At 63.9% G+C, this 25,920-nt stretch carries 29 protein-coding genes; 16 read left to right on the top strand and 13 right to left on the bottom strand.

Annotated elements, in window-relative coordinates:
- The first annotated feature begins 2 nt into the window (after window positions 1–2).
- Window positions 3–497 carry a DUF2244 domain-containing protein gene (locus AC1DXU_RS26665; protein ID WP_477373795.1) on the top strand — a complete coding sequence of 165 codons (495 nt, stop codon included), beginning with the start codon at window positions 3–5 and terminating at the stop codon, window positions 495–497.
- Here AC1DXU_RS26665 and AC1DXU_RS26660 read toward each other — a convergent pair.
- Complete coding sequence (locus AC1DXU_RS26660) at window positions 494–1,309, bottom strand: class I SAM-dependent methyltransferase (RefSeq protein WP_477373794.1); 816 nt, start codon at window positions 1,307–1,309, stop codon at window positions 494–496. The genes AC1DXU_RS26665 and AC1DXU_RS26660 overlap by 4 nt on opposite strands.
- Before the next feature lie 115 nt (window positions 1,310–1,424).
- On the opposite strand from AC1DXU_RS26660, the gene AC1DXU_RS26655 reads away from it, so the two are divergent.
- The 4 genes from AC1DXU_RS26655 (at window position 1,425) to AC1DXU_RS26640 (ending at window position 5,594) form a co-directional block, all read left to right on the top strand.
- Window positions 1,425–2,330, top strand: a complete 906-nt coding sequence (locus AC1DXU_RS26655) for a methylated-DNA--[protein]-cysteine S-methyltransferase (protein ID WP_477373792.1) — start codon at window positions 1,425–1,427, stop codon at window positions 2,328–2,330.
- A gap of 178 nt (window positions 2,331–2,508) precedes the next feature.
- Window positions 2,509–3,417 (top strand): ribokinase, encoded by a 909-nt coding sequence (locus AC1DXU_RS26650; protein WP_477373790.1) that lies wholly within the window; start codon window positions 2,509–2,511, stop codon window positions 3,415–3,417.
- Window positions 3,414–4,871, top strand: coding sequence for an amidase (locus AC1DXU_RS26645; protein ID WP_477373788.1), 1,458 nt, complete (start codon window positions 3,414–3,416; stop codon window positions 4,869–4,871). The genes AC1DXU_RS26650 and AC1DXU_RS26645 overlap by 4 nt, the downstream gene beginning before the upstream one ends.
- A 108-nt stretch (window positions 4,872–4,979) precedes the next feature.
- Window positions 4,980–5,594 carry a LysE family translocator gene (locus AC1DXU_RS26640; protein ID WP_477373786.1) on the top strand — a complete coding sequence of 205 codons (615 nt, stop codon included), beginning with the start codon at window positions 4,980–4,982 and terminating at the stop codon, window positions 5,592–5,594.
- Window positions 5,595–5,748: 154 nt separating this feature from the next.
- Here AC1DXU_RS26640 and AC1DXU_RS26635 read toward each other — a convergent pair whose 3' ends face one another.
- Window positions 5,749–6,690, bottom strand: a complete 942-nt coding sequence (locus AC1DXU_RS26635; protein WP_477373784.1) for a nucleoside hydrolase — start codon at window positions 6,688–6,690, stop codon at window positions 5,749–5,751.
- 144 nt (window positions 6,691–6,834) lie between these two features.
- Here AC1DXU_RS26635 and AC1DXU_RS26630 point away from each other — a divergent pair, with 144 nt between their 5' ends.
- Together AC1DXU_RS26630 and AC1DXU_RS26625 are read left to right on the top strand one after the other, a co-directional pair.
- Window positions 6,835–7,260 (top strand): Hsp20 family protein, encoded by a 426-nt coding sequence (locus tag AC1DXU_RS26630; protein WP_477373782.1) that lies wholly within the window; start codon window positions 6,835–6,837, stop codon window positions 7,258–7,260.
- 76 nt (window positions 7,261–7,336) lie between these two features.
- Entirely contained in the window at window positions 7,337–7,594 is a 258-nt protein-coding gene (locus AC1DXU_RS26625) for a BQ00720 family protein (RefSeq protein WP_477319038.1), read from the top strand.
- A gap of 82 nt (window positions 7,595–7,676) precedes the next feature.
- On the opposite strand, the gene ptsN is transcribed toward AC1DXU_RS26625, so the two are convergent.
- The 6 genes from ptsN to lptC form a co-directional block, all read right to left on the bottom strand.
- A complete protein-coding gene (gene ptsN, locus AC1DXU_RS26620) occupies window positions 7,677–8,141 on the bottom strand; it encodes a PTS IIA-like nitrogen regulatory protein PtsN (protein WP_477249196.1) in 465 nt (154 codons plus the stop codon).
- 82 nt (window positions 8,142–8,223) lie between these two features.
- Window positions 8,224–8,808, bottom strand: a complete 585-nt coding sequence (gene hpf, locus AC1DXU_RS26615) for a ribosome hibernation-promoting factor, HPF/YfiA family (RefSeq protein ID WP_477319036.1) — start codon at window positions 8,806–8,808, stop codon at window positions 8,224–8,226.
- Between the two features lie 267 nt (window positions 8,809–9,075).
- On the bottom strand, window positions 9,076–10,602 hold the full coding sequence (rpoN, locus tag AC1DXU_RS26610) for an RNA polymerase factor sigma-54 (RefSeq protein ID WP_477373780.1): 1,527 nt from the start codon (window positions 10,600–10,602) through the stop codon (window positions 9,076–9,078).
- Between the two features lie 199 nt (window positions 10,603–10,801).
- A complete protein-coding gene (lptB, locus tag AC1DXU_RS26605) occupies window positions 10,802–11,620 on the bottom strand; it encodes an LPS export ABC transporter ATP-binding protein (protein ID WP_477373778.1) in 819 nt (272 codons plus the stop codon).
- Entirely contained in the window at window positions 11,620–12,189 is a 570-nt protein-coding gene (locus AC1DXU_RS26600) for an LptA/OstA family protein (protein ID WP_477373776.1), read from the bottom strand. Before AC1DXU_RS26600 ends, lptB begins: the two co-directional genes overlap by 1 nt.
- Complete coding sequence (gene lptC, locus AC1DXU_RS26595) at window positions 12,176–12,889, bottom strand: LPS export ABC transporter periplasmic protein LptC (RefSeq protein WP_477373774.1); 714 nt, start codon at window positions 12,887–12,889, stop codon at window positions 12,176–12,178. The genes AC1DXU_RS26600 and lptC overlap by 14 nt, the downstream gene beginning before the upstream one ends.
- A gap of 304 nt (window positions 12,890–13,193) precedes the next feature.
- Between lptC and sppA the strand changes: the two genes are divergently transcribed.
- From sppA to lhpI, 4 genes are all read left to right on the top strand, one after another.
- The gene (gene sppA, locus AC1DXU_RS26590) at window positions 13,194–14,150 is read left to right on the top strand and encodes a signal peptide peptidase SppA (protein WP_477373772.1); all 957 of its coding nucleotides are present in this window, start codon (window positions 13,194–13,196) and stop codon (window positions 14,148–14,150) included.
- An 82-nt stretch (window positions 14,151–14,232) separates the two neighbouring features.
- Window positions 14,233–14,517 carry an integration host factor subunit beta gene (locus AC1DXU_RS26585; protein WP_006200394.1) on the top strand — a complete coding sequence of 95 codons (285 nt, stop codon included), beginning with the start codon at window positions 14,233–14,235 and terminating at the stop codon, window positions 14,515–14,517.
- 62 nt (window positions 14,518–14,579) lie between these two features.
- Entirely contained in the window at window positions 14,580–14,924 is a 345-nt protein-coding gene (locus tag AC1DXU_RS26580; protein WP_477373770.1) for a DUF1049 domain-containing protein, read from the top strand.
- Window positions 14,925–14,958: 34 nt separating this feature from the next.
- A complete protein-coding gene (gene lhpI / locus AC1DXU_RS26575; RefSeq protein ID WP_477373768.1) occupies window positions 14,959–15,924 on the top strand; it encodes a bifunctional Delta(1)-pyrroline-2-carboxylate/Delta(1)-piperideine-2-carboxylate reductase in 966 nt (321 codons plus the stop codon).
- Here the strand turns inward: lhpI and AC1DXU_RS26570 are convergent.
- The 5 genes from AC1DXU_RS26570 to AC1DXU_RS26550 all read right to left on the bottom strand — a co-directional run bounded on the left by AC1DXU_RS26570 (window position 15,914) and on the right by AC1DXU_RS26550 (window position 19,447).
- A complete protein-coding gene (locus AC1DXU_RS26570) occupies window positions 15,914–16,354 on the bottom strand; it encodes an EVE domain-containing protein (protein WP_477373766.1) in 441 nt (146 codons plus the stop codon). The two genes, lhpI and AC1DXU_RS26570, sit on opposite strands and share 11 nt — an antisense overlap.
- Window positions 16,351–16,731, bottom strand: a complete 381-nt coding sequence (locus AC1DXU_RS26565) for a VOC family protein (RefSeq protein WP_477373764.1) — start codon at window positions 16,729–16,731, stop codon at window positions 16,351–16,353. Before AC1DXU_RS26565 ends, AC1DXU_RS26570 begins: the two co-directional genes overlap by 4 nt.
- A gap of 92 nt (window positions 16,732–16,823) precedes the next feature.
- On the bottom strand, window positions 16,824–17,522 hold the full coding sequence (locus tag AC1DXU_RS26560) for a helix-turn-helix transcriptional regulator (RefSeq protein WP_477373762.1): 699 nt from the start codon (window positions 17,520–17,522) through the stop codon (window positions 16,824–16,826).
- Window positions 17,523–17,619: 97 nt separating this feature from the next.
- The gene (gene prfH / locus AC1DXU_RS26555; protein ID WP_477373760.1) at window positions 17,620–18,237 is read right to left on the bottom strand and encodes a peptide chain release factor H; all 618 of its coding nucleotides are present in this window, start codon (window positions 18,235–18,237) and stop codon (window positions 17,620–17,622) included.
- Entirely contained in the window at window positions 18,224–19,447 is a 1,224-nt protein-coding gene (locus AC1DXU_RS26550) for an RNA ligase RtcB family protein (protein WP_477373758.1), read from the bottom strand. The genes prfH and AC1DXU_RS26550 overlap by 14 nt, the downstream gene beginning before the upstream one ends.
- A 281-nt stretch (window positions 19,448–19,728) precedes the next feature.
- On the opposite strand from AC1DXU_RS26550, the gene AC1DXU_RS26545 reads away from it, so the two are divergent.
- The 5 genes from AC1DXU_RS26545 to AC1DXU_RS26525 all read left to right on the top strand — a co-directional run bounded on the left by AC1DXU_RS26545 (window position 19,729) and on the right by AC1DXU_RS26525 (window position 25,664).
- Complete coding sequence (locus tag AC1DXU_RS26545) at window positions 19,729–20,808, top strand: RsmD family RNA methyltransferase (RefSeq protein WP_477373756.1); 1,080 nt, start codon at window positions 19,729–19,731, stop codon at window positions 20,806–20,808.
- Window positions 20,808–21,665, top strand: a complete 858-nt coding sequence (locus AC1DXU_RS26540) for a TrmH family RNA methyltransferase (protein WP_477373754.1) — start codon at window positions 20,808–20,810, stop codon at window positions 21,663–21,665. Before AC1DXU_RS26545 ends, AC1DXU_RS26540 begins: the two co-directional genes overlap by 1 nt.
- Window positions 21,662–22,150 carry a signal peptidase II gene (gene lspA / locus AC1DXU_RS26535; RefSeq protein WP_477373752.1) on the top strand — a complete coding sequence of 163 codons (489 nt, stop codon included), beginning with the start codon at window positions 21,662–21,664 and terminating at the stop codon, window positions 22,148–22,150. The genes AC1DXU_RS26540 and lspA overlap by 4 nt, the downstream gene beginning before the upstream one ends.
- Before the next feature lie 79 nt (window positions 22,151–22,229).
- The gene (acuI, locus tag AC1DXU_RS26530) at window positions 22,230–23,219 is read left to right on the top strand and encodes an acrylyl-CoA reductase (NADPH) (RefSeq protein WP_477319004.1); all 990 of its coding nucleotides are present in this window, start codon (window positions 22,230–22,232) and stop codon (window positions 23,217–23,219) included.
- 153 nt (window positions 23,220–23,372) lie between these two features.
- Complete coding sequence (locus AC1DXU_RS26525; RefSeq protein ID WP_477373750.1) at window positions 23,373–25,664, top strand: hybrid sensor histidine kinase/response regulator; 2,292 nt, start codon at window positions 23,373–23,375, stop codon at window positions 25,662–25,664.
- Window positions 25,665–25,920 lie beyond the last annotated feature (256 nt).

The following is a 25,920-nucleotide window of genomic DNA, read 5'->3' as shown; positions in this document are numbered from 1 at the left end:
GCATGAGCGACACAAACGCCTCATTCCAGGCTGACGAACCCTTCTTCCGGGCGCTGCTGACACCGCACCGCTCGCTGGGCAAAACCGGCTTTGCCATCCTGATGGGCGCGCTGCTGTTCGGCTGGCTGGTGATGGGCGCGTTTTTCCTGTCGCGCGGCGCCTGGCCGGTGTTCGGCTTCTTCGGCCTCGACGTGATTGCCGTCTACATCGCCTTTCGCGCCAACTATCGTGCCGCCCGCGCCCGCGAGGAGGTGTCGGTCTCGCGCACCGCGCTCGACATCCGCAAGACGGCGCCCTCAGGCAAATCCGAAGCGCATCGCTTCAATCCGTTCTGGGCGCGCTTTTCGATCGCCCGCCATGCCGAAATCGGCATCACCAAAATGGCGGTGGAAGCACAGGGACAGAAGGTGCCGATCGGGTCTTTCCTGGATCCCGACTCGCGCGAAAGTTTTGCCGATGCCTTTTCACGCGCGCTGGCAACCGCGAAGACGCGCTAAAACCGATATCGCAAAAGCCTGCCGATTTTGCGCAGCGCCGGAATGTGTATCCAGAGGCGAACAAACAGCTTGGCGAACCAGCCCATGCGGGCAGCGTGTTCGGGTTTATAAGCCGAGATGTCCTCGATGAACCGCAACTTTGGGACGGCCAGCTCCAATTCGTGCGGATCCTCTATGTTCCAGTGGACCTCGGCGCCCGTCGCCCTGAAGGACGGATTGCGGCGCAGCAGCTTCAGGCCGAAACGGCTATAGGCGTCAAACATCAGCTCGCCGCTGGCAAGATGCGAGACGAGGCGCGCTAAGAGGCGTGGCCCCTCCTCGGCCGGAAGATAGGGCGTCAGTCCTTCCATCACCACGACGGCCGGGCGATTGCGGGGCACTTCAGCCAGCCAACCCGGTTCGGTCACCGACGATGCGACCAAGTGGTAATGATCTCGGGACGGGTAAAGCCTGCGCCTGAGTTCGATGACTTCGGGGTAGTCGACATCGAACCACTCGACGCCTGGTGGCGGATTGACGCGGAATATCCGCGTATCGAGCCCACACCCCAGATGCAGCACGATGGCGTCGGGGTTTCTGGCGAGAAAGTCCTGGACGCGGACGTCGAGCGTCTTGGCCCGGATCGCCAGGCCGACGCCCATATTGTTGTCGACCTTGAGCCTTGAAAAATCATAGTCGATCTTGCGCACTGCCTCGTCGGCGAAGTGATCCTTGAGCAGCGAATCCGGCAACCTGCTCTCCAGCGCCTTGCCATAGAGAGTCAACAGCAAGGTTTCCTTTGCCCCGGTCAGATTTACCTTTTCGCCGGTCATGATTGTCCTCTTCAATTCGAAGCTGACTCTATCTGGGTATGCGCGGCAACAAGGCAAGTTTCGGGTGGTGGCAAAGGCCGGGAAGAACGATATTCGCGGTCAAGGAGATATTGCCATGAACGCCCAGATGACCATGAATACGCAGATGAAACCGACAGCCATTCTGCAGAACGACATCACGCCTGAAGGCAGCGACTACGAGGTCGTGCGCCGCGCCATCGAGAAGATCAGCCTCGACTACCGCGACCAGCCCTCGCTCGAGACATTGGCCGAGGAAGTCGGCGAAACGCCGACCGGCCTGCAGAAACTGTTCACCCGCTGGGCCGGCCTGTCGCCGAAGGCCTTTTTGCAGGCCGTCACGCTGGACCATGCGCGCAAGCTGCTCGATTCCGGCATGCCGCTGCTCGAGGCGTCGTTCGAGGTCGGCATGTCCGGCCCCGGCCGGCTGCACGATCTCTTCGTCACCCATGAGGCGATGTCGCCAGGCGACTACAAGACGCGCGGCGCCGGGCTGACCATCCGCTACGGCTATCATATCTCGCCTTTCGGCATCGCCCTGATCATGGTTACAGACCGCGGGCTGGCCGGCCTTGCCTTCAACGATGCCGGCGGCGAGCGCGCGGCTTTCGCCGACATGTCGGGCCGCTGGCCGAACGCCACCTATGTCGAGGACATGTCGGCAACCGCGCCCTATGCCGCCCGCATCTTCGATCCGACGCTGTGGCGCGCCGACCAGCCGCTGCGCGTCGTCATGATCGGCACCGACTTCCAGCTCCGCGTCTGGGAAGCCTTGCTACGCATCCCGATGGGCAAGGCCTGCACCTATTCCTCGATCGCGGCTCGCATCGGCGCTCCGAGTGCAAGCCGTGCGGTGGGTGCCGCGGTCGGCGCCAATCCGATGTCCTTCGTCGTGCCGTGCCACCGGGCGCTCGGCAAGTCCGGCGCACTCACCGGCTACCATTGGGGCCTGACGCGCAAGCGCGCCATCCTCGGCTGGGAAGCGGGACAGACCGCATCCTGAAAAACGGCTCGCATGCAAAGACACCGGCGAAGACTTTTCGCCAGTGTTTTCGTTTCATGGCGAAACGACATCGCTTTGCCAGTGAATGGCGCAACGACAGAACGCTGGCACATCAGCAGGCTCTGGAAAGCAGCGATCTTACAGGATAGCTTCCCGCGCATTCATGAGGAGGCATTCTTTGATCATCGTCATCGGCTCGATCAATCTCGACCTTATCGCCAAGGTCGACCGCTTGCCCGCACCCGGCGAGACGGTCCGCGGCTCAGGTTTCACCACCGCTCCCGGCGGCAAGGGCGCCAACCAGGCGCTGGCCGCCGCACGCGCCGGCGCCAAGGTGCGTATGGTCGGCGCGGTCGGCAAGGATAATTTCGCCACCGAGTCGCTGGCGTTGCTGCGCGACGGCAAGGTCGACCTGTCCGGCGTCGGTGAAACCTTTGCCTCGACCGGCACGGCGCTGATCATGGTCGGCGACAACGGCGAAAACATCATTGCCGTCGCGCCCGGCGCCAATGATTCGGTTGTGCCTGGCGATCTTGCCAAGGCTTTCCTCGGAAAGGGCGATGTCGCGCTGCTACAGCACGAAATCCCGCTGCAGACCGTCGATGCCGCACTGGACGCAGCCCGCGCGGCAGGCGCGATCACCGTGCTCAACACAGCTCCCTTTCGGAGCGAGGCGGCCGCGCTTCTCGGCAAGGCCGACTATGTCGTCGCCAATGAAACCGAATTCGACCTCTATGGCGAAGCGCTGTCGTTGAATGGCCGCGACCGCCCGGCACGGATGCGCGATTTTGCCGGCAAGACCGGCCGCACCATCGTCGTCACGCTCGGCGGCGACGGCGTGCTGGCCGCAACGCCGGAGGATTTCCTGACCGTTCCGGCGCTGAAGATCACCCCGGTCGACACGGTCGGCGCCGGCGACACGTTTTGCGGATATCTGGCCGCCGGCCTGTCATCCGGTCTGCCGCTCGAACAGGCGCTCACCCGTGCCGCAGCCGCCGGTTCGCTGGCCTGCCTGAAGCCCGGCGCGCAGCCGGCGATCCCGCTGGCGGCGGCCGTCGACGCCGCCTTGCAGGCTGCCAAAGCATGATTGGCACGCGTCCTGCCACCAAACACACCGTGCCGCTCGCCGGCGATATCTGCCGGATGTCCGCCGTCGATCTTGCGGACGCGATCAGGCGCCGCCGCCTGTCGGTGCGCGAGGTGGTCGCAGCCTTCCTAGACCGCATCGACGCGGTGAACCCGCTGGTCAACGCGATCGTCTCTTTGCGCGAGCGCGCCGACATTTTGCGCGAGGCCGACAAGGCCGACGCCCACCTGACGCAGGCTGGGCCGGTTGGCTCCCTGTTCGGCCTGCCGATCGCGATAAAAGACCTCGCCATGACCCGCGGGCTGAGGACTAGTTTCGGCTCGCCGATCTTTGCCGATTTCGTGCCGCAGGAGGACGATTTCTTCGTCGATCGCATCCGCAAGGCCGGCGCCATCATCATCGGCAAGACCAACGTTCCCGAATTCGGGCTTGGCTCCAACACCTACAACACCGTGTTCGGCGCGACGCTCAACGCTTTCGATCCGGCCTTGACCGCCGGCGGCTCGAGCGGCGGTGCGGCGGTCGCACTGGCGCTCGACATGGTTCCCGTCGCCGACGGCAGCGATTTTGGCGGCTCGCTGCGCAATCCGGCCGCCTGGAACAATGTCTATGGTTTCCGCCCCTCGCAGGGACTTGTACCCGGCGGCCCGGACCTCGATGTCTTTCATGCCCAGATGGGTATCGATGGGCCGATGGGCCGAAGTGTGCACGACATGGCGCTGCTGCTCGACCAGCAGGCCGGCTACGACCCCCGCGCGCCGCTCTCACATCACAAGCAGGGTTCGTTCCTCGAAGGGCTGCAAACGGCTGCTGCTGGCGGCCGCATCGCCTGGTTCGGCGATCTGGGCGGTTATCTGCCGATGGAAGCCGGCATCCTGCAGCTTTGCGAGGCCGCCCTCGCCCGGTTTGCGGCCGCATCGTTCACAACCGAGCCGCTGGTGCCGGATTTCGACTACGAGGCGCTGTGGCGGGCCTTCGTCACGCTGCGCCAGGCGACCAGCGGCTGCGCGCTGAAAGCCCATTACGACGACCCCGCAAAACGCAGCCTTCTGAAACCGGAGGCCGTGTGGGAAGTGGAACAGGCGCAGCAGCTCACCGCGCCGCAGGTTTACGCCGCCACCGTGCGGCGCTCCTCCTGGCACAAAATGCTGCTGTCGCTGTTCGAACGCTTCGATCTCATCGCGCTGCCGACCGCGCAGGTCTTTCCCTTCGATGTCACCACACACTGGCCAAGCGAAGTGGCAGGACGCGCCATGGACAGCTACCACCGCTGGATGCAGGTCTCGGCCTTTGCCACGCTGGGCGGCTGCCCGGCGGTCAACGTGCCGGTCGGTTTCGACGACCAGGGCCGGCCGATGGGCATGCAACTGATCGGGCGGCCGCGTGGCGACCTTGCCGTGCTGAGAGCGGCAGCGGCCTACGAGGCGACGCTGCCATGGCAGGCTGGCGCCTGAACAGGCGGGTAGCGTTGGCGACGTTTCCACTGGCTTGCACCGGCATCGCCGTCATGTTTTGATCGGGGCTCGCCGCATCGAAGGGCGGCATTCAGTCGAGGAATCCCCATGTCGCTGGAACTCTACGCTGCCTATCTTCTCGCTTGCCTTGTAATCATCCTGGTGCCGGGACCGACGGTCACTCTGATCATCGCCAACAGCATCCGCCATGGCTCGCGCGCCGGCCTCGCCAACGTTGCCGGCACGCAGGCCGGGCTTGCCATCATGATCGCCATTGTCGGCATCGGTCTCAACACGCTGATCACGGGCATGGGCCACTGGTTCGAATGGGTGCGCCTGATCGGCGCCGCCTATCTGATCTGGATGGGCGTGCAGATGTTCCGCTCCAAGGGCACGCTGAATGCCGACGGCACGGCCCGGAAGCCGCGCGGTGGCTTCTTCCTGCAGGGCCTGCTGGTGGCGCTCAGCAACCCGAAAACGCTGGTGTTCTTCGGCGCCTTCTTCCCGCAGTTCATCGCCCCTCAGGGCAATTACACGCTGCAGATCGTGGTCATGGGCCTCACCGCCATGATCTTCGCCGCCGTCTCGGATTCGACCTATGCGCTCGCCTCCGCCCGCGCCGGCCGCCTGCTGTCGGCCAGCCGCATCAAGCTGATGTCCAGGATCAGCGGCAGCTTCCTGGTCGGCGGCGGCCTGTGGCTGGCGTTTTCCAAGGCGAAGTAGGACCTCTTCCCTCACCCCGTTTACGGGGAGAGGGTGGTCGCGAAGCGATCGGGTGAGGGGCGGCGCCGAGGCTGCAAGCATAATGTGAAACGTTTACGCCGCCCCTCATCCGCCTGCCGGCACCTTCTCCTCGTGAACGGGGAGAAGGAAACTCTTAGAGCCGCCCCAACCTCTCCACCAGCAGCGCGAAAAACGTGTCATGGTCGATGTCGCGCATCACCATGGCGTTCTTCGGCCGCTTGGTCACGCCCCACCAGTCGATCACGGTCATGCCCATGGTCAGTTCCGAGGATGTTTCCACCGTGACGTTGCAGTTGCGGCCCTTGAACAGCTCGGGCTTCAACAAATAGGCGATGACGCAAGGATCGTGCAGCGGTCCGCCATCGGTGCCGTATTTCTCTTCGTCGAAGCGTTCGAAGAACTCGAGCATGTCGGCGGTGGCATTGCCGACCCTGGTGCCGAGCGTGCGGAAGGCCTGCGTGCGCTTGGCCGTGGTCAACGCCTTGTGGGTGACGTCGAGCGGCATCATGACGATCGGAATGCCGGATTTGAACACGATATCGGCAGCGTGTGGGTCGACATAGATGTTGAACTCGGCGGTCGGGGTGACGTTGCCGCCTTCGAAGAACCCGCCACCCATCAGCACGATTTCCTTGATGCGCGGCGCGATCTTCGGCTCGCGGATCAGCGCCAGCGCAATGTTGGTGAGCGGCCCGAGCGGGCAGAGCGTGATCGTGCCGCTCGGCGCTTTCATCAGCGTCTCGACGATGAAATCGACCGCGTACTGGTCCTGCAGCTTCATTGTCGGTTCGGGCAGTTGCGGTCCGTTGAGGCCGGTCTTGCCATGCACTTCCTCGGCGGTGACAAGCTGCCGCGCCAGCGGCCGGATGGCGCCGGCATAGACCTTGACCTCCGGCCGTCCCGCCAGTTCGCAGATCTTGCGCGCGTTTTTCTCGGTCAGCTTCAGCGGCACGTTGCCGGCAACAGCGGTGATGCCGACGATCTCCAGTTCGGTGCTGCCGAGCGCCAGCAATATGGCGACGGCATCGTCCTGGCCGGGATCCGTGTCGATGATGATCTTGCGGGCTTTGGGCATTTCATTTCCTTGTCTGGGGAGTCTTTTTGGGCGGGGTTTTTTGACGGCTTGAACTTGGCCGCGGCGCGGACCATATCAAGACCATCGGGAAAAATGCCATCCGGGTTTTTCCAGTTTATGTCGCTCCAAAGAGGACAGTGTAACATGAGCCGAATGACGCCCTTCTCCAGCCCGCTTCTCCTGGGTTTCGATGCCATGGAAAAGACCTTGGAACGACTGGCGAAATCCGGTGACAGCTATCCTCCCTACAACATCGAGCGCCTCAGCGGTGCCGACGGCAAGGCCGAAAGGCTGCGCATCACGCTCGCTGTCGCCGGTTTCGCGGAAAGCGATCTCGATGTCACGACGGAGGAGAACCAGTTGGTCGTGCGCGGCCGTCAGAACGACGACACCGAGCGCGAATTCCTTCACCGCGGCATCGCCGCGCGCCAGTTCCAGCGCTGTTTCGTGCTGGCCGACGGCATGCGGGTGATCGCGGCGGAGCTGAAGAACGGCCTGTTGTCGATCGACCTCGATCGGCCTGACACCGCACGGCTGGTACGAAAAATAAATATATCGGTGAAAGACTGATCTTTGCCGATGGCTCTCATGCGGGATGGCCTGTTGCCCCGGAAAAGGGCGGCGTCTCGCGCCAAGGAGGCTTGAAATGACCAGAACTGACGAAACCATCACCATGACCAGCGGCGAATTCGCCCATCTCGGCGAAGGCTCGGTCGCCTATCTCCGGAAAGTGTCGAGCGACGATTTGCTCGGGCGCTTCCCCGGCCTCGGTGAAATCGAGCCCGGCATGGAGCTATGGGCGCTGTTTGCCGCCAACGGCCAGCCGATCCTGCTTTCCGACGCGCGCGACCGGGCATTGGCCGGCGCCATGGAAAACGACCTGACCACCGTCGCTATCCATTAAGCGAACTGGTTGGCTGAAACAGGCAGGGCCGCTCATCGCGGCCCCCGGCAGACTTTATCGAAAAGCTCAACTCGAAAAAACGTCAGGCTGCGTGCGAGGCCTGCGTATCCGACAGCAGCGCGTGGATTGCCACTGCGTCGCGCGTGCCTCTGACCTTGGCCACCGTGTCGGCATCGCGCAACACCCGCGCGATGCGTGACAAAGCCTTGAGGTGATCGGCACCTGCCCCTTCCGGCGCCAGCAGCAGGAACACCAGGTCGACCGGCTGGTCGTCCAGCGCCTCGAAATCGACCGGCGTCTCCAGCCGGGCAAAAACCCCGGCGATGCGCTTCACCCCGGCGAGCTTGCCATGCGGAATGGCGATGCCGTTGCCGACGCCGGTGGAGCCCAGCCGTTCGCGCTGCAGGATGGTGTCGAACACCTCCCGCTCCGGAATGCCCGAAATTGCCGCGGCCCTTTCGGACAGCAATTGCAGCAGCTGCTTCTTGGAGTTCGCCTTCAACGCCGGCATGATCGCCGGAACGTTGATAAGATCGCTCAGATCCATGCTTGAAATTCCCTTGTTCGCCTGCCGTCGCCAGTCCTCGCCCCTCGCGTGGCTGGCTTCTATCCCTGTGCGACCATAGTCGTTACGCCTGTGCGACTTTGGTCGTGGACGGGTCGATCCAGCCGATATTTCCATCCGGCCGGCGATAGACGATGTTGAGATGATCGTTTCCGGCGTTGCGGAAGACGAAAACCGGGCTGTCCTTGGTGTCGAGCTCGATCACGGCTGACGCCACCGACATGGTCTGCAGCGTCATGGTCGATTCGGCAACGATGGCCGGCGCGAAATTCTCCGGGATGTCCTCGTCGTCATCGGCAAGCGGCGCCATCACCGTATAGGCGATGTCGGTCGGCTCGCCATTGGAGGCCCCCGAATTGTGCGATTTCAGCCGGCGCTTGTAGCGCCTAAGGCGGGTTTCGAGACGATCGGCGGCGGCCTCGAAGGCAAGCGTCGGATCCTGGGCATCGCCCGTTGCCTGCAGCGAAGCGCCGGAATCGAGCCGGATCATGCAATCGGCCGAATAACGCGACCCTGATTTGATTACGGTGACGTGCCCCGAAAAGCCCCGATCGAAATATTTCCCGATCGCCTCGCCGACACGGTCGGTGATGCGCGTACGAAACGCATCGCCAATGTCCATGTGTTTTCCTGATATGCGCAGCTTCATCTGAAAACTGACCTTCCTTGCTCAGGCTTCAAACTGGCCAGAGTTTATACTCGTGGTCCGTGCGCACAAGCTTTGCGGCGTCACTCGCGCCGATTTAAATCCGGACTTTCCGATTGATCACAAGCCGCCTCTTGGCCGTCCCGTGGCCTACGTCGTGACGGACCATTCGCATGCGGGCAATCCAGCCCGTCTCATGCGGGCGGGCTTCTAGCCACTTCATTGCGGCTTGTCAATGAAGCGCGAAAACTGTGGAAATCCAGCCGGCGTTCAGCGCCCCGCGCTGGCCAGCGCGCGCTTTTCGCGCCGCCGCTGCACCGAGGACGGAATGTTCATGCCCTCCCGGTACTTGGCGACCGTGCGCCGGGCGATATCGACGCCATTTTCCCGCAACATATCCACAATCGCGTCGTCGGAAAGCACGTCGACGGGTTTCTCCTCGTCGATCAGCTGTTTGATGCGATCGCGCACCGCTTCCGACGAATGCGCATCGCCGCCGCCCGATGCGGCGATCGAAGCGGTGAAGAAATAGCGCAGTTCGAACACGCCGCGCGGCGTCAGCATGTATTTGTTGGCTGTGACCCGGCTGACGGTCGATTCGTGCATGCCGATGGCGTCGGCCACCGTGCGCAGGTTGAGCGGCCTGAGGTGACGCACGCCATGCATGAGAAACGCGTCCTGCTGGCGCACGATTTCCGAGGCGACCTTGAGGATGGTCTTGGCCCGCTGGTCGAGGCTACGCGTCAGCCAGTTGGCGTTTTGCAGGCACTCGGCCAGAAAGTCCCGTTCCGTCTGGTTTTTCGCCTGCGGCGAAACCTGGGCGAAATAGATGTGGTCGACGAGCACGCGCGGCAGCGTTTCGGCATTGAGCTCCACCGTCCAGCTGCCATCGTTTGCCGCCCGCACTTCGACATCGGCGACGATGGCGTCGCTGGTGCCGCCCGAAAACGCTGTGCCGGGTCGCGGGTCAAGCGCCCGGATTTCGGCCAGCATGTCGAGAAGATCCTCTTCGTCGACGCCGCAAATTCGTTTCAGCGTCTGGAAATCGCGCCGCGCCAGCAGTTCCAGGTTTGCGATCAGCGCCTTCATCGCCGGATCGAACCGGTCGCGCACGACGAGCTGCAGCGACAGGCATTCGGCGAGGTCGCGAGCAAACAGGCCGACGGGCTCGAATGTCTGGCAGACCGCCAGCACCTTGGCCACCGAGGCGGCGTCGGTGCCGAGACGGGCCGCAATCTCCGCCATATCGGCGCGCATGTAGCCGGCCTCGTCGAGGCCATCGGCCAGCTCGCCGGCAATCAGCCGCTCCGCCGGATCGGCAAAGGCAAGGGCAATCTGCTCGCCGACATGCTCGCGCATCGTAATCGCAGCGGCGGCCATGTCGCCGACGTCGAAGCCTTCGCCCGAGGACGCTGAACTGTTGCCGGCGGCCGATTTCCATTGCGCCGTCAGATCAGGCCCTAGCCGCTCGCTCGTGCCGGGATCGTCCTGAAACAGGTTTTCCAGCGACGTGTCGAGCTTGTCCGAGATCGCCTCGGCGCTCCATTGCGTCTCGGCCTCGAACCAGTCGCCCTCGGCAGCGGCTTCGGGTACGGCGTCAGCCTTCTGCGCCTGGTCGCTGACGGCGTCGTCCTGCGGCTCGGCGCGCTCCAGAAGCGGATTGCGCTCGATCTCATCGTCGATGAAGTGTTCGAGCTCCACATGGGTGAGCTGCAGCAGCCGAATCGACTGCATCAGTTGCGGCGTCATCACCAGCGACTGAGATTGTCGTAGCTGTAGTTTGGCAGCCAGAGCCATGGTTCGGTTTCAAACGCCTCGTATACGCATCCAGGACTGTCGGGACAAATTTTCCCTGCCGGTCATAGAAACTGGCCCGGCTTTTGCTTGTCAAGGCAATTGCTAGCAAAAGCCGGTTACCCCGGCGTTAGCGTCTGGAAAAATCGCGGAAAACGATCGAAATCTTCTTGAAAAATCGAATTGGACGGGGATTTCGCGCTTAGAGCGTAAATCCCTCACCGAGATACAGGCGCCGCACATCCGCATTGGCGACCACCTCATCGGCCCGGCCATGCGTCAGCACCTGGCCGGCATGGATGATGTAGGCGCGGTCGATCAGGCCGAGCGTCTCGCGGACATTGTGATCGGTGATGAGCACGCCGATGCCGCGCGCCGTCAGATGGCGCACAAGCTGCTGGATATCGGCGACGGCGATCGGATCGATGCCGGCGAAAGGCTCGTCGAGCAGCATGTAGGCCGGGCGCGTCGCCAGCGCGCGTGCGATTTCAAGGCGTCGCCGCTCGCCACCGGAAAGCGACATCGACGGCGACTTGCGCAAATGGCTGATGTGAAATTCCTCGAGCAATTCGTCCAGCGCCCGCTCGCGCGCCTTGCGGTCCTTTTCGACCACTTCCAGCACGGCGCGGATGTTCTGCTCGACATTGAGGCCGCGGAAGATCGACGCTTCCTGGGGAAGGTAGCCGATGCCGAGACGGGCGCGGCGATACATCGGCATCGAGGTGACGTCGAAACCGTCGATCTCGATCGTGCCTTCGTCGACCGGCACCAGTCCGGTAACCATGTAGAAACAGGTCGTCTTGCCGGCGCCGTTGGGCCCGAGCAGACCGACCGCCTCGCCGGCGCGCACGCCGATGGTCACGCCGCTGACCACCTTGCGGCCCTTGTAGCTCTTGGTCAGGCCTTTCGCGATCAAGGTTCCCTTGAACTTTCCCGCGTCGACGTTGACCGTAGCCGGTGCCGCTAGCTTGCTGGCGGCCCGCCCCGGAAGACGCGCCATCAGCGACGATACGCCGGCCATTAGGGCTTCTTCGGCGGTGGTGTGATCGACATGATGACGCGCCCACCGCAAGCGTCGACCTGGGCCAGGCCGCTCTTCATCTGCACGGTCAGCTTGCAGCCTTTGAGGACGTTGTCGCCCTGAGACAGCACAACCTCCTTGCCGGACAGGACGAGCACTTCGGTTTTCATGTCGAAAGTGCCGCGGTCGCCGGTGGCGATCTGGTCGTTCGATTTGATATAGACCCGGTTGTCGACGTCCAGGTGATCGATGTTGGCCGAGCCTGTCATCGCCGAGGCGTTGGCGGCGGCGCCCTTGGCGGCGTTGGGATCCTTGACATAGTAGACCGTCATCTTGCCGGCCTTGAGCATGGTCGGCCCCTGAATGACCGTGACATTGCCCGTGAACACCGCGAGGCTATCCGCCTGGCGGACCTCGAGCTTGTCGCTTTCGATCTGGATCGGCTTGTCGCCGGACAATTGCAGCCCGGACACCTGACTGGTGCTGGACTGGGCCAGCGATGGCACCAGCCCCAGCAGCAGCAGCGCCGAAGTTGCGGCCACAAGCCGTGTCGAACTACTGGGCCGCATTCGATTCTCCGCTCTTTGCCTGTGCCGCCTTCAGACTGGCGGGATCAATGTTGACGCGCACTTTGTTTTCGAAAACCAGGACCTTGCCATTGTCCTGGACCGACATCTTATCCGCCGTGATACGCGACCCCCCACGGCTGACGTCGACGGGATCGTCCGTCTTCATAGAGCCTTTGCCCATGTCGAGAAAGACCGATTTGAATTTCGCCTCGACGCCATCGGTCGTGGTCACGGTGACGTCGCTGGTCAGGTTCATCGTGTTGCCGGCGCGGTCGTAGATGCCGCGCGTCGCATTGACCATTGCCACATTGTCGGCCGTGAGCGGCACTTTTGCGTTGATGCCCTCGAGATCGATGATGTCCTGCTTGCCGACGTCCTGGATGGCGCGCAAGGCCGTCAGCGAATAGGGCAACTTCTGCTTGGTGAAGCCGTTGAGCTTGGGGTTGGCCATCACCAGCTTGCCGTCGGCATAGGCGGTGCCATCGGCCTGCACCCGGACGGAAATGGGAGCCGCAAGATAGGAGTACACTGGAAAGGCAATGGCGATTAGGGCGGCAGCCAGCGGCACCACGAACTTCAAGACGCGGACACGACGCGAATGGCGCTGCGCAAGGCCAAAGGCGTCGACCCGCACAGTGCCGGGCACCGCAGGAGCCAATACCGTCTCGGCATTGGTCGGTTCATTCGGTCGCGCTAACATAACTGCTTTCTATAAACCCTTGCCCGCCAGACACCGCACATAGGTGGGATGTCGACCTCCGCAAGCAAGCACAAGCGGAGGAAAATCGCAAAAATGTGACGGCTGCTGTTGTACAAACGAAAATGAAGTCAACACAACTGTCCGCACTTCATACCAGATACGGCCGCGCAGCGTTAATTTTTCATCAAGTACCGTTTCGCAGGCGTTGACGATCCCGTGTTTGGCGCGCGCCCGTCAGGAAACGGTAGCCCGGCGCGGACGGTTGCTCTAAAAGCATCTCTTCCCACCGACTATGAGGCTGACCATGGCACTGAGAGCCGACGACCTGATTGACCGCCGCCGCTTGCGGCGCAAGCTGACATTCTGGCGTGTCGCGGCGATCGTTGTTGCAGCAGCCGGGCTGATCGCCCTTTCAGCCTGGGTCTACGGCGACGACTTCGCCGGCGCGAGCGTCGATCATATCGCCAAGGTCAGGATCGAAGGCACCATCACCGAGGACGAGGAACTGATCAAACGGCTGGAGACCATCCGCCAATCCTCGACGGTGAAGGGCGTGATCCTGTCGATCGATTCGCCAGGCGGCACCACGGTCGGTGGCGAATCCATCTACGAGGAAGTGCGCAAGCTCGCCGCCGACAAGCCGGTGGTGGCCGAGGTCGGCACACTCGCCGCGTCCGCCGGCTACATGATCGCAACCGCCACCGACCATATCGTCGCCCGCAAAACCTCGATCGTCGGCTCGATCGGCGTGCTGATCCAGTATCCCGATGTCAGTGGTCTCATGGACAAACTGGGCATCAAGCTCGAAGAGGTGAAATCTTCACCGTTGAAAGCCTCGCCCTCGCCCTTCAAGCCGACCAATGACGACGAGCGCGCCATGGTCCGCAAACTCATCCTCGACAGCTACGACTGGTTCGTCGGCATCGTCGCCGAACGCCGCAAGATGACCCGCGAGGAAGCGCTGGCGCTCGCCGACGGTTCGATCTTCACCGGCCGGCAGGGCGTCGCCAACCGGCTGATCGACGCCGTCGGCGGCGAGACCGAGGCGATCGACTGGCTGGCCACCAAGGGTGTCAATGCCAAGCTCAAGGTGGTGGAATGGAAGAGCACCGAAAAGCGCGGTGCCTTCCTGTTCTCGAAAGCGATGGCGCAGAACATCGGCAGCGCGCTCGGCCTGCCGGTCGCCAGCGGCGACGTTATTGAGGAACTTGGCGCCGACCGCTTGTTTCTTGACGGTCTCGTTTCTGTCTGGCACCCTTGATGAGCCTTCTGGGACGAGTGAAAAAAGCAAATAAAATCATCCTCATAATTTCGACCGCAGTGCTTTCACGGGGACCCCTCTCATGATCAAATCCGAACTTGTGCAAATTATTGCCACGCGCAATCCGCATCTTTTCCTGCGCGACGTCGAAAACATCGTCGGCGCCATATTCGACGAGATCACCGACGCCCTTGCCGAAGGCAACCGGGTCGAACTGCGCGGCTTCGGCGCTTTTTCGGTGAAAAACCGCCCCGCCCGCACCGGGCGCAACCCGCGCACCGGCGAATCCGTCGAGGTCGAGGAGAAATGGGTGCCGTTCTTCAAGACCGGCAAGGAGTTGCGCGAAAGGCTGAACGGCGGCAAATAGGCGCCGCGGGTTCATGGGCCATGCCGGCTGTCGGCACGGCCCGCCTTTCGACAGGAAATACTATGTTCAATCGCTTCTTGCTCATCGTGGTCTTCGTGCCGCTGGCCATCATCCTGATCGCGCTGGCTGTGGCCAACCGCGAACTGGTTGCCTTCACGCTCGACCCGTTCCATCCCGGCAATCCGGCGCTGACGCTGACCTTGCCGCTCTTCATCTTCCTGTTCCTGGCGCTCGCCATCGGCATGATCGTCGGCAGCCTGGCGACCTGGGTCAGGCAGGGCCGCTATCGCAAGCTGGCACGCCAGCGCGGCGTCGAGGCCGAGAACCTTCGCCAGGCGGTCAGCCGCGCACCGGCCGCGCCGCAGGGCCCGGCCCACGGGTCGGCCTTGCCGAAGCCGACGAATTGAAGCGCCTGATCGCGCTTTGTCCACGGAGTTTTTCATGCTGACCATTTCGGCCGCCGAGGTCGACCATGCGCTGACATTTCCCGGACTGGTCGAGACATTGCGCGCGGCCTTTCGTGATGGCGCCGTGCAGCCGGTGCGTCATCACCACACGGTCGAACGGCCCGACGGCGCGGCCTCGACCCTGCTTTTGATGCCGGCCTGGACCGACTTCAACGCCGCGGGCACCTCTGCCGGCGGCCATATCGGCGTCAAGATCGTCACGGTGTCGCCAGACAACAATGCCATCGGCAAACCTGCGGTGATGGGACTTTATCTCCTACTCGACGGCGCCACCGGCGAGCCTGAAGCCTTGATCGACGGCCAGCGGCTGACGCAGTGGCGCACGGCTTGCGCCTCGGCGCTGGCTGCTTCCTATCTCGCCCGCAAGGACGCTTCGCGGCTGCTGGTGGTCGGCGCCGGCGCGCTCTCGCCGTTCCTGGCCAAGGCGCATTCGGCGGTGCGGCCGATCAAATCAATCCGCATCTGGAACCGCACGCCGGCTAATGCCGAGAAGATTGCCGCCGGCTTGCGTGCCGAAGGTTTTGCCGCGCAAGCCGCAGGCGATCTCGACGCCGAACTCGGCCAGGCCGATATCATCTCCTCGGCAACCATCACCACGACGCCGCTGATCCGGGGCGCGCTGTTGCGGCCGGGAACCCATGTCGATCTGGTCGGCGGCTTCACGCCGACGATGCGCGAAAGCGACGACGATGCCATCGCGCGGGCCCGTGTCTATGTCGACACACGTGCCGGCGCCACCAAGGAGGCGGGCGACATCGTCCAGCCGCTGGCCTCCGGCGTGCTGAAAGCGGACGCCATCGTCGCCGATCTGCATGAGCTGACCCGCGGCCAGAAAGAAGGCCGGCAGAGCCCTGACGAGATTACCCTGTTCAAGTCAGTCGGCGCGGCCCTCGAGGACCTCGCCGCCGGCATTGCCGTCTACAAGGCGCTCAAGCCGTAGGATCCTGCTTGATTTCGACCCCCATCGCCTCGGCGATCAGCGAGAAATCATGCGCGCTGACCGCAAACAGGCCGAAGCGCAGCTGATAACCCCAGTTCGACTTGCCGGCGCTGAATTCAAGCCTGTCGAGCAACGGCTTGATCGGCGCCTCTTGCGACTTTGCCCAGGCGACGTCACGCCGGTAGGGCGTGAAGCCACCGCCCATGTGGCCCTGATAGGGTTCGCCATCCCGCACCGTGCCAATGGCGGTGAAGGCCTGCAAGCCGTCCTTCTGGCCTAAAATGGTGGTCGGCGAATAATAGACGATGCCGTCGCCCGGCTTGATGCGGCGAAGCGGTGCAGCCTTGCCGTGATTGACCTGCATGAAGCCGTCTTGCCGGCCGCGCCGCACATGCTCTGCCGAAGCGACCGCGATCCAATGCCCGCTCATTTCTGTTCTCCGTCGTTCAGCCAATAGACGCGCAGCCGATGGTTGTCGGGATCGAGCGCCACGAAAGTGCGGCCGAAATCCAAGTCGGTCGGCGTCTGCAGGATGTTCAGCCCACGCCCGGCCCAATTGGCATGGGTGGCATCGACCGCGTCCGGCGTATCCAGCGCAAAAACGATCTCCGCGCCGCCACCAGCGGTCGCGGCCGCCGGCTCCACCGTATGGCGCGACCACAGGCCGAGCTTGAAGCCGTTGTCGAGCACGAACAGCACGAAGGTCGGCGACGTCTCGACCGGCCGGCGGCCGAGCAGCGCGCTGTAGAAGGCGCCGCTCTGCTCGGGCTTGTCGACATAGAGTATGATGAAGTTGGGGGTGGTCATGTCTGCTCTCCTGGGGTTTCGATTGGAGGAGCATAGGCGGCCCTACTGCCAGATTCTGGCAGCAGTGATTTGCAAACTCGTAAAAAGAAGTGTCACGCGTCAGGCTGGCGCTTTGGCGCATCCAACGTCACGCGCCATTCCTTCAACAACACCTGGCGGCGGCGCGGATAGCGCGTCTCGGTGACGTTGAGCCGGGAGATGCGATCGGCGCGAAAATGCCTGAAATCCTGGCGCGTCTCGCACCAGGCCACCACCACCCGCACCTTGTCGAAGAAGCCGAGCGCAAACGGCCAGACCATGCGCTGCGAAGCAGCACCGCCGGCGTCGCGATAGAGAAAGCCGAGCTTGCGCTCGTTGCGGATGGCTTGCCGCACCAGACCGAGGTCGATGCCTTCGACTGCCTCGATGCGCGGTCCGACCAGCAGCGTCGTCGCATCCAGATCCTCGCGCAAATCGTCCGGCAGCACGGCGGCGATCTTGGCCAGCGCGTCGGTGGCAGCCGCCGAAAGCCGCGAATCCGGCTGCTTGGCGACCCAGCGCGAACCGAGCACGATGGCCTCGATCTCCTCATCGGTGAACATCAGCGGCGGCAGCATGAAGCCGGGCCTGAGCACATAGCCAAGCCCAGCCTCGCCCTCGATCGGCGCGCCCTGTCCCTGCAGCGTGGCAATGTCGCGGTAGAGCGTGCGGATCGAGATCCCCATCTCGCCGGCAAGCGTGCGGCCGCTAACCGGCCGGCGATGCCGGCGCAGGATCTGGATCAGGTCGAGCAGGCGTTCGGAGCGGGACATGATTCTCGATACTTGGGACCAGATCCACGATAGAACCGCACGGGCGCGGCAGGAAGCACGGTTTCCCGTCCGGCAATGCCGCCGCGCCACCCAGAGATCAAAGCCGAAACACCTTGACCTCGTTGCCGCGTTCCAGCGCCTTGTTGGCGATGAAGATGTCCGCCTTGGTCTGTTCGGCCTCGCGGTCGGCGAGAACCCGCAGCATTGCTTCCAACCGCCGCAACGCGATCGCCTTGTTGCGGTGCTGCGAGCGCTCGTTGCGTGCCGTCACCACAATGCCGGTCGGCAGATGCACGGCGCGCACCGCGCTGTCGGTGGTGTTCTGATGCTGCCCGCCGGGACCGCCCGCGCGCAGCGTCTCAAACCGAACGTCGGCAGCCGCGATCGAAGCCTCGACAGGCGCTGCGGCCGCCAGATCCACCGTCTTCACGCCGACAAACCAGTTCTGGCGTTTGTGGCTCGGGCGCACCGGGCTCTTGAAGACGAATTTGACGGTGCCGCAATACTCCGCCGCCAGCGCGGTGGCACCCCCGCCCTCGAGTGAAAGCAGAGCGGATTTGGCGCCATGCCGGTCCGGCCGGTGGCCGAAGGTGACCTCTATCGTGCAACCGCGCCGGCCGGCCTCGGCTTCGATGATGCCAACCAGCGCCATCAGCGCGACGCGGCATTCCACCGGACCGCTGCCGGACGTCACCAGAAGATCAGTCGCGGGCATGGCGATCCCTCCTTCCCTGACGGTCGCGGGTCGGTTTGCTGCGTGTGCGGTCAGGTGGGCCTTCGATGGCCTTCTTGTAGGTCACCAGCGGTTTCATCGCCGCGAGTGCCGTCACCAGGCCCGCCTCGACGAGATCCCGCACCACCTGACCGGCATCCTTGTAGGCGGTTGCCGCCTCCTCGATGACCAGATTGCGATCGTCACAGATCAGCTGTCCGCCCCAGGCGTTTCGCAGCAGGGCGTCCCGCTCCGACCTGTTGCGGCCAACCCGGCCGTGCATCGTGGCGCGGTCATATTTGCGGCCGGCGCCATGCGAAATCCCGCCCAGCGAAGAACCGGTTCCGTCCAGGGCGTGCACGACATAGCTCAGGCTGGCACGCGACCCAGCGATGGGCGCGATGTCTCCGCGGGAAATCGCGGCCGATCCCTTGTGGTGCACAAACCCGTCGCCCCTTGCACGAACAAGGTTGTGCGGGACATCGGTGACCAACCGGACCTCGCTGCGCAGCGCGCTTGCCGCACGCTCCGCGATCAGCCTGCGGTTAAGCGATGCCCATGCGACGCAGAGATCATGCTGGCGGCGCCAGTGCATTCCATCCGTGGAACCGGGATCAAGCCCTGCGGTGATCGCGGACTGGAGGTCGAGCATCTGTCCGAAGACAGAAGTGCCAAGGCCACGTGATCCGGAATGCACCAGCAGATACAGCTTCTGGCGATCGAACAGGCCTTCGCCTGCTGCATCGATCATCTGGTCGACCGCCTGCAACTCGCAGAAATGGTTGCCGCCGCCGATCGTACCCAGCGCGTGCGGATAGAGGTCCGACGGCAGGTTCGAGGCCGCCAGAACCTGGGTCGGATCGAAGACGTCCTCCGCCTCGAGCTGGCGCAGACGCTCGGCCGCCTTGTCGATCCTGAGCTTGCGCAGCGGCAGGTCGAGTTCGAACAGCGACATGCCGCAGCCGATATCATTGCCGATCAGCTGCGGGTGCAGACGCTGCGACAGCACGGCAATGCCGGTCGGGCCGTATTTGCCGGGATGCAGATCCGGAAAAGCCGCAACAGAGGTGACGCCGGGCAGCGCCGCGACGGTTGTCAGTTGCTCGAGCGCCGCGCCCTCGATCCATGTCTGCGGCGAAAAATAGTGCTGGATATGTGCAGCCGGGGCGGCACACGACGAAGAGGGGCCGAGGCCCCCGATAAAATTGCCCATGATAGAACACTTCTGGATACAGATCAGGAATCGGACGCCGTCAGGCATCCGTTCGACCGGCGGCAGTCAGCAAAATGCTGGCTTACGCCGGAACCCTTGCGGGGTGCGCTGTGAAGATGGTCGTCATCTTTCGCTCCCATTCCAGAAACAACAGGCGGCCCTCATAGACGAAGCGGGCAGAAACACAAGTGCGTGGCTGCAACAGCGCGAGCGTCATCGCTTGTTGCGCCGCCGCGGCCCTCATGCCAAAAGCGGCCACTCGGCCCCGGAGACGCTCCTGCTTGAAGTCTTTTCGCGACAAACGCCGCGACAACCGTCCGCCCGCAAAGGGCGGGGCGGAACAGGCACGGCTGCGGCCGGGCGCCGACGCCGTCCGACCGGAAACCAGGCAGCGACACGAGACAAAACCGGACGACCGGTCTGATTCCAAACCCGCGCCGCGCATCCTGTCGCGCCGCTCGGGCGCCCTGCCCTCCGAGCGGCTGCCGCTGATCCTCGAAGTGGCGCCCAATCGGGATTATGCGCTGCTCGACAGCGGCGCCGGCCAAAAGCTCGAGCAGTACGGCCCCTATCGCATCGTGCGGCCCGAGGGCCAGGCGATCTGGCAAAAGGCGTTGCCGGCAAGGGACTGGGACCGTGCCGACGCGATTTTCACCGGCGATACCGACGAAGAAGGCATCGGCCGCTGGCGCTTCCCCGCAACGCCGCTCGGCGAGACCTGGCCGATGAAGCATGATGGCATCGACTATCTCGGCCGCTTCACCTCGTTTCGCCATGTCGGCGTCTTCCCTGAGCAGGCCTCGCACTGGGACCATATGGCCGCATTGATCGCGGCGGCAAAGCGGCCGGTCAAGGTGCTGAACCTGTTTGGCTACACTGGGCTCGCGTCTCTCGTAGCGGCTCGCGCGGGCGCCGAGGTCACCCATGTCGATGCCTCCAAGAAGGCGATCGGCTGGGCTCGCGAGAACCAGGAGATGGCCGGCCTCGGCAGCAAGCCGATCCGCTGGATCGTCGACGACGCCATGAAATTCGTCGAGCGCGAGGAGCGCCGCGGCAGCCGCTACGACATCATCCTGTTCGACCCGCCGGCCTATGGCCGCGGCCCGAAGGGCGAGGTCTGGCAATTGTTCGAGAACCTGCCTGATCTGACCGACCTCTGCCGCGCGATTCTGACGCCGAAACCGCTGGCCGTGGTGTTGACCGCCTATTCGATCCGCGCCTCCTTCTTCGCCATCCATGCCTTGCTGCGCGACACCTTTGCCGGCATGGGCGGCACGGTTGAATCGGGCGAACTGATTATCCGCGAGAAGTCGGCCGGCCGCGCGCTGTCGACCTCGCTGTTCTCGCGTTGGGTGGCCTGATGAACGAGCGGCACGCAGGCGCACCGGGACAGGTCAAGGAAGTCACCAGCCTCGCCAACCCGCTGATCAAGGACATCAAGGCGCTGGCGCAGAAGAAATTCCGCGACCAGCAGAACGCCTTCATGGCCGAAGGGCTGAAACTGGTCATCGACGCGCTCGACCTCGGCTGGTCGATCAAGACGCTGGTCTTCGCCAAGGCCGGGCGCGGCAATGCGGCGGTCGAGAAGGTGGCGGCGCGCACGGTTGCCGCCGGCGGCACGGTGCTCGAAGTCTCCGAAAAAGTGCTGGTCGCCATCACCCGTCGCGACAATCCGCAAATGGTGGTCGGCGTCTTGCAGCAGAAACTGCTGCCCTTGAAGGACATCCGCGCCCGCGACGGCGATGTCTGGGTGGCGCTCGACCGGGTGCGCGACCCCGGCAATCTCGGCACCGTCATCCGCACCGTCGATGCCGTCGGTGCCAAGGGCGTCATCCTGGTCGGCGAAACCACCGATCCTTTTTCCGTCGAAACCGTGCGCGCCACCATGGGCTCGATCTTCGCCGTGCCGGTGACCAAGGCCACGCCGGAAGCGTTTCTCGCCTGGCGTAACAGCTTTTCAGGCCTCGTTGCCGGCACGCATCTGAAGGGCGCGGTCGACTATCGCTCGGTCGATTTCTCCAGAGGCCCGGTGCTGCTGATGATGGGCAACGAGCAACAGGGCCTGCCCGACAATCTGGCCGAAAGCTGCGACAGGCTGCTGCGCATTCCCCAGGCAGGCCGCGCCGATTCGCTCAATCTGGCGGTCGCCACCGGCATCATGCTTTTCGAGATCCGGCGCGGCGCGCTGAAGCTTGCCCCTGAGGATACCAAATCGTGAAATCGTGGTCCCCCTACGTCCTGCTGGCTGTCGCGGCAATCGCGCTCGACCAGTGGGTAAAGCACCTGGTCGAGACCGGTCTCGCCTTCCAGGAAAAGATCGATCTGTTGCCGTTCCTGGCGCTGTATCGCACCTACAACACCGGCATTGCCTTCTCGATGTTTTCATCTTTCGGTGACACCGGCCTGGTGGTGATTGCGGCTCTCGTCGTCGCTTTCGTGCTCTATCTCGCGACGCGTACGCCGTCCGGCCATGTGCTTGCCCGCATCGGCTTTGCATTGATCGTCGGCGGCGCGCTCGGCAATCTCATCGACCGTGCCGTCTACGGCCACGTCATCGACTACATCCTGTTCAACACGCCGGTCTGGTCCTTCGCCATCTTCAACCTTGCCGACGCCTTCATTTCGGTCGGTGCTGCGCTGGTCGTCTTCGATGAACTCATCGGCTGGCGGCGTGAGGCGAAGCCGCACGGTCCGGACGCTTGAACGCCCGGCTCTCTTGAAAGATTGACCGCGCCGGGCTGTCGCCGCACAGTCCACGCACTGCCAGACCGAGGAGACAAAAGTGACCGAGACCTTCAAAGCCATCCTCGTTTCGCGCGACGCCGAGAAGAAGCAGTCGGTGACAGTGACCGACCTCACCGAAGCCGATCTGATGGAAGGCGATGTCACCGTTGCGGTCGAGGCGACGACGGTCAACTACAAGGACGGGCTGGCCATCACCGGCAAGGCGCCGGTGATCCGCCGCTGGCCGCTGGTGCCGGGCATCGATTTCGCCGGCACCGTCATCTCCTCTTCCCATGCCGACTGGCGCAAGGACGACAAGGTGATCTTGAATGGCTGGGGCGTCGGCGAGACGCATTTCGGCGCCTATGCCGGACGCGCCCGCGTCAAGGGCGACTGGCTGGTGCCGCTGCCGGATGGCATGAGTGCGCATGACGCCATGGCGGTCGGCACCGCCGGCTACACCGCCATGCTTTGCGTCATCGCGCTGGAGCGGCACGGCATCGTGCCCGATCGCGGCCCGGTGGTGGTGACGGGCGCCGCCGGCGGCGTCGGCTCGGTCGCGGTCTCGATCCTGTCCAGCCTCGGCTATCATGTCATCGCCTCGACCGGCCGCAACGCCGAAAGCCCCTATCTGATCGACCTTGGCGCGGCGGAAGTAATCTCGCGCGACGAACTCGCCCAGCCGGCAAAGCCGCTGGCCAAGGAGCGCTGGGCCGGCGGCATCGATGCGGTCGGCAGCCACACGCTGGCCAACGTGCTGTCGATGACCTCCTATGGCGGCGCGGTCGCCGCCTGCGGCCTGGCCGGCGGCATGGATCTGCCGTCGAGCGTCGCCCCGTTCATCCTGCGCGGTGTTTCGCTGCTCGGCATCGATTCGGTGATGGCGCCAAAGCCGGTTCGCGTCGAGGCGTGGCGCCGCATCGGCACCGATCTCGACCTTGAGAAACTCGCCAGCCTGTCCACAACCATCGGCTTCGACGGCATCATCGATGCCGCGCACGATATCGTCGACGGCAAGATCAGGGGCCGCGTCGTGGTGGATATGTAGGGCTTACAGGAGCAATTCCGGGAAAAGTGTGAAACGACTTTCCGTCCTGAATTGCGCAAGGACAAACAGTTGGAGCGGGCAAAACCGCACGACCGCTAAAATTCGAACGATCCGCCGCAGTCTTCCATAATCTCTGTTTGATAGGGATTTCGCATGATCGCGGAATCCGGCATCAGGGAGGCGGACAGTGCCGAAGGCATCGACGGGCTGGGCCCCGAGCTGCCGAAGCGGCGGATTCTCGTCGCGCCGCCGCTGGCGCCCGAACTGCCGCCCGCCAACCGTGAGGGCCTGCCCTTCCTGACGGTTGTTGCCATCGCCGTTCTGGCGGGACTGTCGCATCTGACCGGAGCGCCGCTCTACATCACCATCTGCCTGCTGGCGACCGGCATGGCCGGCCTGCTCATGCACCTGCGCGCCAGCCGCACCGAGCGCCGGACAGTGGCCCTGCTCGACGAAGCCACGGCCCGCAGCCGCGCCGAGATCGAGACGCTGGCCGACCGCATGTGGGAGATGCAGGAGAGCGAGGAGCGCTTCCGCGGCCTGATCGACGCACTCGGCGACCTCGTCGTGCATCGCGACCGTGACGGCCACATCGTCTATGCCAACAAGGTTTTTGCCGGCCTTGTCGAAATCGATCAGCGCGACCTTGCCGGCAAGACCCTGACCGAACTCGGCATCGAGGTCGGCATCGTCCCTGATGCCGCCTTTTCGGATCATGAATGCCTGAGTTCCACCGACGTCGCCATCCGCTCGCCGGCCGGGCCGCGCTGGTTCTCGTGGATCGAGCTGTCGGTGCGCGACAAGGACTCGGGCGCCGTCTCGCATCGGGCGATCGCCCGCGACATCACCGCGCGCAAGCGCGCCGAATCGTCACTGATCACCGCCCGCGAACGCGCCGAATATGCAAGCCAGGCCAAATCGCGCTTCCTCGCCACGGTCAGCCACGAAATCCGCACGCCGATGAACGGCATCATGGGCATGGCCAAGCTTCTGGCCGACACCAATCTGTCGCCCGAGCAGCGGACCTATGTCAGCGCCGTCTCGACCTCGGCCAGCGCGCTGCTCGCTTTGATCGAGGATCTGCTCGACTATTCCAAGATCGAGGCGGGCCGGTTCGACCCGGAACCGCAGCCGACATCGCTGCGCGAAATCGCCGACAACATCATCGAACTGATGGCGGCGAAGGCCTTCGCCAAGAACATCGGCCTCGGCTGTCATGTCGAACCCGACGTGCCGCTGATGATCACTGCCGACCCCGGCAGGGTGAGGCAGGTGCTGCTCAACCTCATCGGCAATGCCGTCAAATTCACCGACAGCGGCGGCGTGCTGGTGAGCGTCGCACGGGCGCGCACCGAGACGACCGACCGCATTTGCTTCATCGTTGCCGACACCGGTCCCGGACTGCGCGAGGACGACATGGAGCGCATCTTCGAGGAATTCGAACAATCCGACGGCACGTCGACCCGTGCGCATGGCGGCGCCGGCCTCGGTCTTGCCATCTCCAGGCGCCTGGTGGCAGCCATGGGCGGCACCATTTCGGTGTCGAGCCGGCTCGGCGAAGGATCTGAATTCGTCTTCGAACTCCCGGCCATAGCAGCCACCGAGGCACCGCAAAACCGCCAGAGCATTCTATCGGGCCGGCACGCGGTGATCGTGTCGAAGAACGCCATCGAGGCCGATGCCATCGCCCGCACCATTCGCGCCCATGGCGGCGCCGTCAATCTGGCCGCAACACCGGCCCAAGCGGCGCCTTTTGCCACGGACTGCGACGTGCTTCTGATCGATGCAGCCATGGAAGACAGCGATGGCCGGCTGCTCAAGCGCCTGCGCCAAAGCGGCTTTGCCGATTGCGAGGCCATCACGCTGATCGCGCCGACCGACCGCGGCATGCTTGGCGAATTCCGCGCCAGCGGCTACGCCACCTTCCTGGCAAGGCCGGTGCGCGGCGAGACGCTGTTGCGCGTGCTTTTGACCAGCCATGCCCCGACGCTGCCCCAGCCGCAGCCGGAAAAACGTGGGGCGGCCCCTTTCATTCGTGCCCTCGGCGGCCGCCGGCAAGGCCTGTCGGTGCTGATCGCCGAAGACAACGACATCAACGCCATGCTCGCCCGCGCCACGCTGGTGAAGGCCGGGCATCGCGTGAAAGTGGTCGGCAACGGCAAGGCCGCGGTCGAGGCCGTCACCGAGGCCGGGCTCAAACACCGTTTTGACGTGGTGCTGATGGACCTGCACATGCCGGTCATGGACGGGCTGGATGCGATCGCCGCCATCCGCCGCCACGAGGAGGAAATGGCGGTGCCGCCGGTGCCGATCATGGTGCTTTCCGCCGACAGCCAGGAAAAGACCCGCCACGCCGTGCTCGCGCATGGCGCCAGCGGTTTCGTCACCAAGCCGCTCGATCCCGACGCTTTGGTTCACGCCGTCGAGGGCCAGGTGGCCGCCTGAAATGGCTTCCTGCAACTACGCTCCGCAGAAAATGTAGCCGGCTGACGGCCTTGGAGTGCGGCGCGTCTCATGGCACGCGCACCGACGTTACAGCGCCTTTGGCTTGACGCATGATCCCTCGCGGAACCGAAGGCGGGCGCGGCAAAACAGATTTCGGCTGCCGAAGTCACGCGCCAGCCAGCCGACGAAGTATTGCCCAGCGGGCCGTATCACGGTACTGTCACAATCCTGTTGCACCTACACCGTATCCCCGTGC

Source organism: Mesorhizobium sp. P3_A10, from assembly GCF_056403175.1.
Note: the sequence above shows the minus strand (reverse complement) of the source record. Positions and strands in the feature narration are given on the sequence as shown.

Bases quoted from the DNA above. Each gene is read 5' to 3' on its own strand.
- AC1DXU_RS26660 (WP_477373794.1), bottom strand. From the start codon at position 1,309: ATGACCGGCGAAAAGGTAAATCTGACCGGGGCAAAGGAAACCTTGCTG.
- lptB (WP_477373778.1), bottom strand. From the start codon at position 11,620: ATGGCCGGCGTATCGTCGCTGATGGCGCGTCTTCCGGGGCGGGCCGCC.
- AC1DXU_RS26645 (WP_477373788.1), top strand. From the start codon at position 3,414: ATGATTGGCACGCGTCCTGCCACCAAACACACCGTGCCGCTCGCCGGC.
- hpf (WP_477319036.1), bottom strand. From the start codon at position 8,808: ATGAAGCTGCGCATATCAGGAAAACACATGGACATTGGCGATGCGTTT.
- AC1DXU_RS26665 (WP_477373795.1), top strand. From the start codon at position 3: ATGAGCGACACAAACGCCTCATTCCAGGCTGACGAACCCTTCTTCCGG.
- sppA (WP_477373772.1), top strand. From the start codon at position 13,194: ATGGCACTGAGAGCCGACGACCTGATTGACCGCCGCCGCTTGCGGCGC.
- rpoN (WP_477373780.1), bottom strand. From the start codon at position 10,602: ATGGCTCTGGCTGCCAAACTACAGCTACGACAATCTCAGTCGCTGGTG.
- ptsN (WP_477249196.1), bottom strand. From the start codon at position 8,141: ATGGATCTGAGCGATCTTATCAACGTTCCGGCGATCATGCCGGCGTTG.
- AC1DXU_RS26655 (WP_477373792.1), top strand. From the start codon at position 1,425: ATGAACGCCCAGATGACCATGAATACGCAGATGAAACCGACAGCCATT.
- AC1DXU_RS26560 (WP_477373762.1), bottom strand. From the start codon at position 17,522: ATGTCCCGCTCCGAACGCCTGCTCGACCTGATCCAGATCCTGCGCCGG.
- AC1DXU_RS26580 (WP_477373770.1), top strand. From the start codon at position 14,580: ATGTTCAATCGCTTCTTGCTCATCGTGGTCTTCGTGCCGCTGGCCATC.
- lhpI (WP_477373768.1), top strand. From the start codon at position 14,959: ATGCTGACCATTTCGGCCGCCGAGGTCGACCATGCGCTGACATTTCCC.
- AC1DXU_RS26640 (WP_477373786.1), top strand. From the start codon at position 4,980: ATGTCGCTGGAACTCTACGCTGCCTATCTTCTCGCTTGCCTTGTAATC.
- AC1DXU_RS26625 (WP_477319038.1), top strand. From the start codon at position 7,337: ATGACCAGAACTGACGAAACCATCACCATGACCAGCGGCGAATTCGCC.
- AC1DXU_RS26600 (WP_477373776.1), bottom strand. From the start codon at position 12,189: ATGCGGCCCAGTAGTTCGACACGGCTTGTGGCCGCAACTTCGGCGCTG.
- AC1DXU_RS26630 (WP_477373782.1), top strand. From the start codon at position 6,835: ATGAGCCGAATGACGCCCTTCTCCAGCCCGCTTCTCCTGGGTTTCGAT.
- AC1DXU_RS26635 (WP_477373784.1), bottom strand. From the start codon at position 6,690: ATGCCCAAAGCCCGCAAGATCATCATCGACACGGATCCCGGCCAGGAC.
- AC1DXU_RS26540 (WP_477373754.1), top strand. From the start codon at position 20,808: ATGAACGAGCGGCACGCAGGCGCACCGGGACAGGTCAAGGAAGTCACC.
- lptC (WP_477373774.1), bottom strand. From the start codon at position 12,889: ATGTTAGCGCGACCGAATGAACCGACCAATGCCGAGACGGTATTGGCT.
- AC1DXU_RS26550 (WP_477373758.1), bottom strand. From the start codon at position 19,447: ATGGGCAATTTTATCGGGGGCCTCGGCCCCTCTTCGTCGTGTGCCGCC.
- AC1DXU_RS26525 (WP_477373750.1), top strand. From the start codon at position 23,373: ATGATCGCGGAATCCGGCATCAGGGAGGCGGACAGTGCCGAAGGCATC.
- AC1DXU_RS26585 (WP_006200394.1), top strand. From the start codon at position 14,233: ATGATCAAATCCGAACTTGTGCAAATTATTGCCACGCGCAATCCGCAT.
- AC1DXU_RS26565 (WP_477373764.1), bottom strand. From the start codon at position 16,731: ATGACCACCCCCAACTTCATCATACTCTATGTCGACAAGCCCGAGCAG.
- AC1DXU_RS26570 (WP_477373766.1), bottom strand. From the start codon at position 16,354: ATGAGCGGGCATTGGATCGCGGTCGCTTCGGCAGAGCATGTGCGGCGC.
- prfH (WP_477373760.1), bottom strand. From the start codon at position 18,237: ATGCCCGCGACTGATCTTCTGGTGACGTCCGGCAGCGGTCCGGTGGAA.